The sequence below is a fragment of the Sphingopyxis sp. genome (assembly GCF_025869345.1).
Lineage (GTDB): Bacteria > Pseudomonadota > Alphaproteobacteria > Sphingomonadales > Sphingomonadaceae > Sphingopyxis.
Genome location: NZ_JAOZVW010000065.1, coordinates 1 through 9,689, shown reverse-complemented (window position 1 = coordinate 9,689; position 9,689 = coordinate 1). Strand labels below are relative to the sequence as shown.

The following is a 9,689-nucleotide window of genomic DNA, read 5'->3' as shown; positions in this document are numbered from 1 at the left end:
ATCCAGGGCGGTTTACGCACGCTCTGGATTGCTTCGCTTCGCTCGCAATGACGAGCTAAGGATCAAGCCGTGATCATCGGCCTCGGTTCCGATCTCTGCAATATCGAGCGCATCCAGGCCTCGCTCGATCGTTTCGGCGAGCGCTTCGAAAAGCGCGTCTTCACCGACATCGAGCGCGCCAAGGCGGCGCGGCGGCCCTTCACCCGCGCGGGCACCTATGCCAAGCGCTTCGCCGCCAAGGAGGCCTTTTCCAAGGCGGTCGGCACCGGCTTCAAGCGCGGCGTGTTCATGAAAGACATCGGCGTCGTCAACGCCCCCTCGGGCGCGCCGACGCTGGCGCTCTCCGGCGGCGCGGCGGCGCGGCTCGCGGAGATGGTGCCTCCGGGGCATAAAGCCCACATTCACCTGACGCTGACCGACGACCATCCCTGGGCGCAGGCTTTCGTCATCATCGAGGCAATCAAGGACTGAGCATGGCGAAGAACAAGGCGGACAGGGACGAAGGCGGCTGGGGCAAGCTGATCCGCGATATCGTGGTGATCCTGATCCTCGTGCTCGGCATCCATAGCTGCGTCGCCAAGCCTTTCTATATCCCGTCCGATTCGATGATGCCGATCCTGCGCAACGGCGACCGGCTGATCGTCAGCAAATATCCCTATGGCTGGTCCTATGCCTCGGCGAGCTTCCACCTCGCGCCGAAGACGCCCGGCCGCTGGTTCGGCAAGCTGCCCGCGCGCGGCGACATCGTCGTGCTCGAACATCCGGTGACGCGCGTCGATTATATCAAGCGCGTGATCGGCCTGCCCGGCGACACGATCGAACTGCGCGGCGGCGCGCTGATCATCAACGGCAAGCCGATCAAGCGCGAGGTCGAACCGATGCTGTCGATCCCGGTCGATGCCAACATGCCCGGCCCCGACAGCAGCCTCGGCCGCTTCCTGACCCGCGATGCGAGCGGCAAGGACGTGCTCGAACTGCCGATCGTGCGCGAAACGCTGCCCGGCGGCGCGACCTTCGACACGATCGACATGGGCCCCGGCTATATGACCGACGATTATGGGCCGATCAAAGTGCCCGCCGGCCACCTGTTCCTGATGGGCGACAACCGCGACGGCAGCGCCGACAGCCGCGTGGCCGTCAGCCAGAAGGGCCTTGGCGGCCCGGTGCCGTTCGATGCGATCGCCGGCCGCGCGGAGATCATCAGCTTTTCGACCGACGGCACGGCCGAATGGTATAATCCGCTGAGCTGGTTCGGCGCGCTGCGCCCGGACCGCGCCGGAACCAACTTGCGCCCCGCGCATGATGGAAACGCGAAATAGGGAGCGACGGCATGGCGGCGACGACAAGGAAGACCAGCGCGACGCGCGCCAAGGCGTCCACCACCCCTGCGCCGCCGGTGGAGGAACATCGGGAAGCCCCCGGCCCCACCGAGATTCGCAGCCAGCTCGTCCGCACCGAGCTTTTGAAGGCGGGCGTCTGGCTGGGTCTCGCGCTGCTCATCGGCGTGTGCATCGTGCTGATCCAGCCGATCCTGCTGATCTTCGCGGCGATCGTCGTCGCGGCGATCCTCGACGGCGGCACCCGCCTGATCGGCCGTATCCTGCCGATCGGCCGCGGCTGGCGGCTGCTGATCGTCTGCCTGTCGCTCGTCGCCTTTCTCGTCTGGACGGTGATGTTCGCGGGCTCGCAGATCGCCGATCAGGCCGCGACCTTGCAAAAGGTCGTCATGGGCCAGGTCGAGCGCATCGCGGCGTGGGCGAGCGCGCACGGCATGGGCGACGTCCAGTTCGACACCAAGACGATCACGGAGAATATCGCCGGCACCGTCGGGCGCGTCACCGCCGCGGTCGGCACGGTGCTCGGCGCGCTGACCAGCCTTGTCATGGTCGTCGTGCTCGGCATCTTCATCGCGATCGAACCACGGCTCTACGAACGCGGCGTCGCGTGGATGCTGCCGATGAAAAGCCGCGAGAATTTCTATATCACCACCGCGCGCATGGGCTTCACGCTGCGCCGGCTGATGGCGGGGCGGCTGCTCGGGATGATCGTCGAGGGGATCGGCACCTGGCTCGCCTGCCTCGCGGTCGGCATTCCGATGGCGGCGCTGATGGGACTGCTCACCGGCCTGCTCGCCTTCATCCCCAATATCGGCGCGATCGTCTCCGGCGTGCTGCTGGTGCTCGTCGGTTTCTCGGCCGGGACCGACGCCGGCCTCTGGGCGATCGCCATCTATTTCATCGTCCAGACGGTCGACGGCTATCTGATCGTGCCGATGGTCGCGAAGCAGACCGTCGACCTGGCCCCGGCGCTCGTCCTCGGTGCGCAGATTTTGTTCGGCGCGCTGCTCGGCATCATGGGGCTGTTCCTCGCCGACCCGATCGTCGCGATGATCAAGGTCGCGCTCGAACGCGAAGCCGAACGCAACGCAGGGACGTAGCGGCGGCGATTCCTTAGCCGGAAAACACGTCGCCCCCGCGAAGGCGGGGGCCGCTATCGGCATAGCGCAAGGCTGCCCGCGGCCCCCGCCGTCGCGGGGGCGACGATGGCGTTACGGCCGCGGAGCCGGAGCGCCCGGAGCGCCCTGCTGCTGCATCTGCTGTTGCTGCATCATCTGCTGCATCGCCCGAACCTCGGCCTCGGATTTGAAATCGATCAGTTCGACGTCGAAATAGAGCGTGCTGTTCCCGGGGATCGGCCCCTTGGCTTCGGCGCCATAGCCCTTTTCCGGCGGAATGACGATCTTGTACTTTCCGCCCTTCTGCATCTTCTTGAGCGCTTCGCTGAAGCCCTGAACCACGCCGGTCACGGGCATCGGCGCCTGTTCCTGCTGGTCGAAGATCGTCCCGTTGCCGAGGCGGCCGGTATATTTGATGAGCACGATATCGCCGTCGGTCGGGCTCTTGCCCGCGCCGGCCTTCACCACCTCGAACTCGCGAACGACGGTCTGGCACCAGGCGAAGCCCGTGCCCGCGACGAGCAGCGCGATAAGGCCGATCCACATCAGCCAGAGCCCGCCCTTGCTCACCGGGCGCAGCGGAACCGTCGTGACGCTCATTCTATTGTCCTTCCCCTGGCCCGCGGATGATCCAGCGCAGCGAAATATCGGCGTCGCCTATAGGCGGTGCGGCGTGCAGGGGTCCAGAGGCAATTGCGCCCGCGTGGCCGGTAAAGTCTAAAGTCCGCTATGGGGTGGGAAGCGGACGTAAAGTCCTCTCCCCTTCAGGGGAGAGGGTTGGGAGAGGGGGAGGCGTCCACGCCCCTCTCAACTCCGGCTAGCCGGTAAACCGGCAAGCCTTCGTATCTCTCCCCTGAAGGGGAGAGAGCAAGCTCCGCCGACGACCGCAACCGGTCGAATCCGGGCATTCGATCCAGATCGGCACGAATGGCGGCTAACGACCGAAAGCCGCCGTCAAACCCGTCCACCCCGAAAACCGCCCTCCTCCTCGCCCAGCCCTTTCCGTAAACGTAAAGTGATTGCGCCGCCCGCCGCAACGCGATAGGCCTGCGCCATGTTTTTCGGCTTCCTCGACGAGCTTCGCGCCGCGGGCATTCCCGCCAGCCTGAAAGAGCATCTGCTGTTGCTGGAGGCGCTCGACCGCGAGGTCATCGACCGCAGTCCCGAGCAATTCTATTATCTGTCCCGCGCCATCTATGTGAAGGACGAGGGCCTGCTCGACCGCTTCGATCAGGTGTTCAACAAGGTCTTCAAGGGCCTGCTCACCGATTACGGACAGAACCCCATCGATGTGCCCGAGGAATGGCTCAAGGCGGTCGCCGAGAAATATCTGACGGCAGAGGAGATGGAGGCGATCAAGTCGCTCGGCGACTGGGACGAGATCATGGAGACGCTGAAGAAGCGGCTCGAGGAACAACAGAAGCGCCACCAGGGCGGCAACAAATGGGTCGGCACCGGCGGCACGAGTCCCTACGGCAATTCGGGCTATAACCCCGAGGGGGTGCGGATCGGCGGCGAGAGCAAGCACAAGCGCGCGCTGAAAGTCTGGGAAAAGCGCGAGTTCGCCAATCTCGACAACACCAAGGAACTCGGCACCCGCAACATCAAGATCGCGCTTCGCCGCCTGCGCAAATTCGCGCGCGAGGGCGCGGCCGACGAACTCGACATTCCGGGCACGATCGACGGCACCGCGCGGCAGGGCTGGCTCGACATCCACATGCGGCCCGAGCGGCGCAACGCGGTGAAACTGCTGCTGTTCCTCGACGTCGGCGGATCGATGGACCCGTTCATCAAGCTGTGCGAGGAATTGTTCAGCGCCGCGACGAGCGAGTTCAAGAATCTGGAGTTCTTCTATTTCCACAATTGCCCCTATGAAGGGGTATGGAAGGACAATAAGCGCCGCTGGTCCGAACGCCACCAGATGTGGGACATCCTCCACAAATATGGCCATGATTACAAACTGATCTTCGTCGGCGACGCGTCGATGAGCGCCTATGAAATCACCCATCCGGGCGGCAGCGTCGAGCATTTCAACGAGGAATCGGGCGCGGTGTGGCTCCAGCGGATGACCCATGTCTATCCCGCCGCAGTGTGGCTCAACCCGGTGCCCGAGGCGCATTGGGGCTACACCCAGTCGGTGAAGCTGATCAAGCAGCTCATGAACGACCGCATGTATCCGCTGAGCCTCGCCGGGCTCGACAATGCGATGCGCGAGTTGACGCGGAAGCATTGATCTACGGCTTCCATTAATCGTCATTGCGAGGGCCGAAGGCCCGTGGCAATCCAGAGTTCGCGTAAACCGCCCTGGATTGCTTCGCTCCGCTCGCAATGACGAAGAATTCGGGTTCCTCGCATAGGCTCCCCATGATCGACCTCCCCCTCGTCACCATCCTCCTGCTCACCGGCTTCATCAACCTGATCGGCGCGCTCGCTTATGCCGCACGGATCGCGGGGGTGCGGACGCGGCGGATCGCGATGTCCTTTGCGCTGTTCAACATCCTCGTGCTCTTCTCGCGCACCTCGAACAGCTTCCTCGGCCCGTTCCTCGCCAAGCGGATCGAGACGCGCATCCACGACGGATCGGGCGCGTCGCTGTTCGTCGACATGCAGTTCGTGCTCGCCGCCGCCAGCGTCGCGACGCTGATCGGCATCCTGCTCGTCCCCACCGGACAGCGCATGTTCGCCGCCGCGATCGGCTGGTATCAGGACAATCGCTCGACGACGAAGCTGGCGCTCAGGGCCGCCAGCCCCGCCGGACTGCGCACCCTGCGCCAGTCGCTTCGCCTCCCCAGCCTTGCGCACCTTAAAGAGTGGCGCATGCCGCAGGGGATCGGCTGGGGCGTGCTGATCGCCAATTGCCTTGCGCAGTCGCTGCTCGCGGTCGGCGTCGTCGCGTCGCTCTACGCCGGCTATCTCGCCCCCGAGTTCCGGGTGACCGCGTCGCAATTATCGGCGCTGATCAACGGCTTCGCGACGATCCTCCTGTTCGCCTTCATCGATCCGCAGCTGTCGGTGATGACCGACGATGCCGTCGAGGGCAAAGTCGACGAGGCCGATTTCCGCCGCGCGATCACCTTCATCTCGCTGAGCCGCCTCGCCGGCACGGTGCTGGCGCAGGCGCTGCTGCTCCCCGCCGCCTCGCTGATCGCGATCGTCGCCGTCCATGTCTGAGCCCGAACGCGGCCACAGCCGCTTCCACGCCGTCCGCGCCCGGCTCGAGGCGATGGCGGTCGAGCCGGGGCCACGCGGCTGGTTCCTCGAATTTCTCGTCTTCGGCTTCAAGCAGGGCTGGGCGTGCCTGTTCGGGGCGCTGATGCTCACGCTGCTTCTCGGCACGCACCTCTTCTGGCCCGAAAGTGCACCGATCCATCGCTATGACGCGATCACGATCGGCGCGGTCCTGATCCAGCTCGCGATGCTCGCCTTCCGGCTGGAGACGCCGAAGGAAGCCATCGTCATCCTGATCTTCCACATCGTCGGCACGGTGATGGAATTGTTCAAGACCGCCGCGGGATCGTGGCAATATCCCGAGGGGAGCCTGCTCCACATCGGCGCGGTGCCGCTCTTTTCGGGCTTCATGTATGCCGCGGTGGGCAGCTATATCGCGCGCGTCTGGCGCATCTTCGATTTCCGCTACACGCGCTACCCGCCGCTCTGGACGAGCTACGTCCTCGCCGCCGCCATCTATGTCAATTTCTTCGCGCACCACTGGCTGCCCGACATCCGCTGGTTGCTGTTCGCGGCGACCGCGCTGCTCTTCTGGCGCTGCCAGGTGTGGTTCCGCCCGCTCCACGTCCACCGCCGGATGCCGCTGCTCGCCGGCTGGGGCCTCGTCGCGCTGTTCATCTGGTTCGCGGAGAATATCGGCACCTTCGCCCGCGCCTGGACCTACCCCAGCCAGAAGGACGGCTGGCATATGGTCGGCGTCGAGAAACTCGGAAGCTGGTATCTGCTGATGATCATCAGCTTCGTGCTGGTGAGTCTGGTGCAGCGACCGAGGGAACCCGATGTCTATTCTCCCCTCCCTCTCAGGGAGGGGTCGGGGGTGGGTATGCGGCCCGACGCAAGCTAGAAGAGAAGAGCGGCGAGCTTCGCTCGCCAACCCACCCCTAACCCCTCCCTTGCAGGGAGGGGAATCAGCCGAATGGCCGGTCGATCGAGGGCGGCGGTTCGCTGAACCATTTCGGACCGCGCTCGGTCATGTAAAAGCAATCCTCGATGCGGATGCCGAACTCGCCGGGGATATAGATGCCCGGCTCGTTCGAGAAACACATGCCGGGTGCCAGTTTCGTCGTCTCGCCACGCACCAGATTGACCGGTTCATGCCCGTCGAGCCCGATGCCGTGCCCGGTGCGGTGCGAGGTGCCGGGCAGCCGATAACCCGGCCCCCAGCCAAGATTCTGATAGAAAGCGCGCACCGCATCGTCGACCGCGCCCGCCGGCGTGCCGATCTTCGCCGCGGCGAAGGCGACGTCCTGTCCCTTGCGCATCTCGTCCCACACCTGCCGTTGGCGCGGGGTCGCCTTGCCGTAAACGAAGGTCCGCGAAATATCCGACTGATAGCCGTGCACCGTCGCGCCGCAGTCCATCAGCACGACCTCGCCGTCCCTCACCGCCTGCGGCTTGCCCGACCCATGCGGATAGGCGCTCGCCTCGCCGAGCAGGATCAGCTCGAACTCGCTCGCACCGCCCAGCGCTACTGTCGCGGCGCGCATGATCGCGCCGATGTCGGCGGGCGCCATCCCCGCCTCGATCCGCGGCGCGGTGTGGCGATAGGCGGCGACGGTGATGGCGTTCGCGACCTGCATCAGCGCGATCTCGGCCGCCGACTTGTGCATCCGGCACCCGCGCACGACCGGCGCGCCGTTGACGACGCTCGCGTCCGGCATCGCCTTTTGCAGGCCATCGACGGCGAAATAGCGCACCGTCTCCTCGACCCCGATCCGTCCCTTGGCGAGGCCGCGCTTGCCGAGCCATGCCGCGACCGCCGCGAGCGGATTCTCGTCCTCGTTCCACGTCAGCACGTCGGCCGGCACGCCCAGCGTCTCGCGCACCGACGGCTCCTCGAAAAAGGGCGTGACGATCGCCACCTCGCCCTCGCGCGTCAGCACCGCGGCGGTCAGCCGCTCGCTCCGCCACCATTCGACCCCGGTGAAATAGATGAGGCTCGACCCCGGCTCGATCAGCAGCGCGCCGATGTCGTTCGCGCGCATGAACTCCTTCGCCTTCGCGATCCGCGCCATGCGCTCCCCGCGCCCGATCGGCACCGCCTTTGCGGCGAGGTTGGGAAGGCCCGCCGTGTCGGCCGCAAGAACCGATGCAGGCAAACTCGCGGCAAGCCCACCAAGCGCCGCGGTGCCAAGAAATTGCCTGCGGTGCATCGCCGTCCCCCTCATCGATAGATCAGCAGGTCCGCGATCTCCTCGCGCCACGCCGCCTCGTCGGGCAGCGCGAGCGCATCGAGATCACCCGGCGCCGCGCCCGTATCGTCGACCCATAGGCGCAAGTCCGGCCCGCCGTTGATCACGTCGATCGCGAGCACGTCGTCGGTATATTCATATTTGAAATCCGTGCCGCGCCAGATCGGATAATCGGGCCAGAGGCTGCGGATCGCCTTGAACCCCAGCGCCTGCACGCGCCACGGGCGGAAGGCTGCAGGATCGTACCAAGGCCCCTCGGCATGGATATGGATACCGTTGTTGAGCCGGCCGACATGCTTGTGAAAGGTCGGCTGGAACCAGATGTCGCGCAGCTTGCATCCCGCGAGCCATTCGGGCGCGAGCCGGTGCATTTCGGCGATCACCGCCTTCGCATCGATGTCGGGCGCGCCGAACAGTTCGAGCGGGCGCGTCGTTCCCCTGCCCTCGCTCAGCGTCGCGCCCTCGACCATCACCGTCCCGGCGTAGGCGCGCGCCATGTTGACGTTTGCGGCGTTGGGGCTGGGGTTGATCCAGACACGGTCGGTGGGCCAGCCGAAGCCGGGGCCGCCCGGCTCCCAGCCATCCATCGCGATCACGCGATAGTCGACGTCGAGCGCGAAGTGGCGGATGAACCAATGTCCCATCTCGCCCATCGTCAGCCCGTGGCGCATCGCCATCGGCCCCGCACCGACGAAGCTCTCCCAGCCTTCGCGCAGTAGCGTGCCCTCGACGGGGTGCCCCGCCGGGTTCGGACGGTCGAGCACCCACACCGCCTTGCCGTGCGCCGCCGCGGCTTCGAGAATGTAAAGCAGGGTCGTCACATAAGTGTAGATGCGGCAACCCAAATCCTGAAGATCGACCAGCATCACGTCGAACGTATGCATCGACTGGCCGCTCGGCCGCCGCACCTCGCCATAAAGGCTGAACACCGGCATGCCATAGGTCGGATCGGTGAAGTCGGGCGACTCCATCATATTGTCCTGAAGGTCGCCGCGCACGCCATGCTGCGGCCCGAAGACCGCGGTGATGTCGATCCCCGCCGCGACAAGCGCGTCGAGGCTGTGGGTCAGGTCGGCGGTCACCGAAGCGGGATGCGCGAGCAGCGCGACGCGCTTTCCCTCCAGCGGCGCGCGAAGCGCGGGGTCGGCGAGCAGGCGGTCGATGCCGAAGGAAACAGTCATGCCGCGTCGGGTGCCCCAAGCGTCACCCTAAAGCAATCGGGATGATGAAAGTCGGGCTTTCCGGGCGGATGGCAAAGCGCCCAATAGCTTTTGGTGCCGTCGACCTCCTCGATCACCGCCGACAGCGCCAGCTTCGATCCCTTGTCGGGAAAAATCCCGGGTTCGATGCGCAGCGCATAGCCATCATCGCTCCGCTCGGCCTTCATCCGCCAAGGGGCAAGCTGGTCGGCGCGCAGCAGCGAGCGGTAATCGTCGAACTGGTAACAGGCCCAGCGCCCGTCGGGGGCATAGTTGAATTCGGTATAATCGGGTTGGCCTTCCTCGGTCAGGAACGCCTCGAAGCATGTGCTTTGCCAGAGCCCGTCGGTCCCGCCGTCAGCGATGACCAATTCCCCCTCCCCCTGCGGCAGCACGACCGCACCGATCGTGCCCTCGACGATGAAGTTGAGCGCGAAACCGTCGTCGAACGACAGCCCGATCTCGACGGCGATCGATCGCACCGCCCTCGCGGGGGTATCGGGGTGGCAGATAAGGGGCAACCGGCGGCTGCCCTGATGATCGGACACTCAACCCTCCTCCGTTCGTCCTGAGCTTGTCGAAGGACGCTCTTCTTCGTCACCCCGGACTTGATCC

10 protein-coding genes are annotated in these 9,689 nt (G+C 65.5%); 6 read left to right on the top strand and 4 right to left on the bottom strand.

Annotation, left to right across the window (positions count from 1 at the left end; genetic code table 11):
• Positions 1–69: 69 nt before the first annotated feature.
• Genes acpS through OJI97_RS07280 form a run of 3 tightly spaced genes read left to right on the top strand, consistent with a single transcriptional unit; the run spans position 70 to position 2,437 of the window.
• A complete protein-coding gene (gene acpS, locus OJI97_RS07290; protein WP_297662397.1) occupies positions 70–471 on the top strand; it encodes a holo-ACP synthase in 402 nt (133 codons plus the stop codon).
• Between the two features lie 2 nt (positions 472–473).
• A complete protein-coding gene (gene lepB / locus OJI97_RS07285) occupies positions 474–1,319 on the top strand; it encodes a signal peptidase I (RefSeq protein WP_297662396.1) in 846 nt (281 codons plus the stop codon).
• A gap of 11 nt (positions 1,320–1,330) precedes the next feature.
• Positions 1,331–2,437: an AI-2E family transporter gene (locus OJI97_RS07280; RefSeq protein ID WP_297662395.1), complete on the top strand. Its 1,107-nt coding sequence runs from the start codon at positions 1,331–1,333 to the stop codon at positions 2,435–2,437.
• Between the two features lie 111 nt (positions 2,438–2,548).
• Here OJI97_RS07280 and OJI97_RS07275 read toward each other — a convergent pair whose 3' ends face one another.
• Entirely contained in the window at positions 2,549–3,055 is a 507-nt protein-coding gene (locus OJI97_RS07275; protein ID WP_297662394.1) for an FKBP-type peptidyl-prolyl cis-trans isomerase, read from the bottom strand.
• A gap of 454 nt (positions 3,056–3,509) precedes the next feature.
• On the opposite strand from OJI97_RS07275, the gene OJI97_RS07270 reads away from it, so the two are divergent.
• The 3 genes from OJI97_RS07270 to OJI97_RS07260 all read left to right on the top strand — a co-directional run bounded on the left by OJI97_RS07270 (position 3,510) and on the right by OJI97_RS07260 (position 6,527).
• Entirely contained in the window at positions 3,510–4,688 is a 1,179-nt protein-coding gene (locus OJI97_RS07270; protein ID WP_297662393.1) for a VWA domain-containing protein, read from the top strand.
• A 131-nt stretch (positions 4,689–4,819) separates the two neighbouring features.
• Positions 4,820–5,626, top strand: a complete 807-nt coding sequence (locus tag OJI97_RS07265; RefSeq protein WP_297662392.1) for a lipid II flippase Amj family protein — start codon at positions 4,820–4,822, stop codon at positions 5,624–5,626.
• Positions 5,619–6,527 carry a DUF817 domain-containing protein gene (locus OJI97_RS07260; protein WP_297662391.1) on the top strand — a complete coding sequence of 303 codons (909 nt, stop codon included), beginning with the start codon at positions 5,619–5,621 and terminating at the stop codon, positions 6,525–6,527. The genes OJI97_RS07265 and OJI97_RS07260 overlap by 8 nt, the downstream gene beginning before the upstream one ends.
• Before the next feature lie 64 nt (positions 6,528–6,591).
• On the opposite strand, the gene OJI97_RS07255 is transcribed toward OJI97_RS07260, so the two are convergent.
• The 3 genes from OJI97_RS07255 to OJI97_RS07245 are packed head-to-tail and all read right to left on the bottom strand — an operon-like array spanning position 6,592 to position 9,622.
• Positions 6,592–7,836, bottom strand: a complete 1,245-nt coding sequence (locus OJI97_RS07255) for a Xaa-Pro peptidase family protein (protein WP_297662390.1) — start codon at positions 7,834–7,836, stop codon at positions 6,592–6,594.
• Positions 7,837–7,847: 11 nt separating this feature from the next.
• Complete coding sequence (locus tag OJI97_RS07250; RefSeq protein ID WP_297662389.1) at positions 7,848–9,056, bottom strand: DUF1343 domain-containing protein; 1,209 nt, start codon at positions 9,054–9,056, stop codon at positions 7,848–7,850.
• Complete coding sequence (locus tag OJI97_RS07245) at positions 9,053–9,622, bottom strand: DOMON-like domain-containing protein (RefSeq protein ID WP_297662388.1); 570 nt, start codon at positions 9,620–9,622, stop codon at positions 9,053–9,055. The genes OJI97_RS07250 and OJI97_RS07245 overlap by 4 nt, the downstream gene beginning before the upstream one ends.
• Positions 9,623–9,689 lie beyond the last annotated feature (67 nt).

Excerpts from the sequence above, each read along its gene's own strand:
- lepB (WP_297662396.1), top strand. The coding sequence starts at position 474 with ATGGCGAAGAACAAGGCGGACAGGGACGAAGGCGGCTGGGGCAAGCTG.
- OJI97_RS07280 (WP_297662395.1), top strand. The coding sequence starts at position 1,331 with ATGGCGGCGACGACAAGGAAGACCAGCGCGACGCGCGCCAAGGCGTCC.
- OJI97_RS07275 (WP_297662394.1), bottom strand. The coding sequence starts at position 3,055 with ATGAGCGTCACGACGGTTCCGCTGCGCCCGGTGAGCAAGGGCGGGCTC.
- OJI97_RS07270 (WP_297662393.1), top strand. The coding sequence starts at position 3,510 with ATGTTTTTCGGCTTCCTCGACGAGCTTCGCGCCGCGGGCATTCCCGCC.
- OJI97_RS07265 (WP_297662392.1), top strand. The coding sequence starts at position 4,820 with ATGATCGACCTCCCCCTCGTCACCATCCTCCTGCTCACCGGCTTCATC.
- OJI97_RS07260 (WP_297662391.1), top strand. The coding sequence starts at position 5,619 with ATGTCTGAGCCCGAACGCGGCCACAGCCGCTTCCACGCCGTCCGCGCC.
- OJI97_RS07255 (WP_297662390.1), bottom strand. The coding sequence starts at position 7,836 with ATGCACCGCAGGCAATTTCTTGGCACCGCGGCGCTTGGTGGGCTTGCC.
- OJI97_RS07250 (WP_297662389.1), bottom strand. The coding sequence starts at position 9,056 with ATGACTGTTTCCTTCGGCATCGACCGCCTGCTCGCCGACCCCGCGCTT.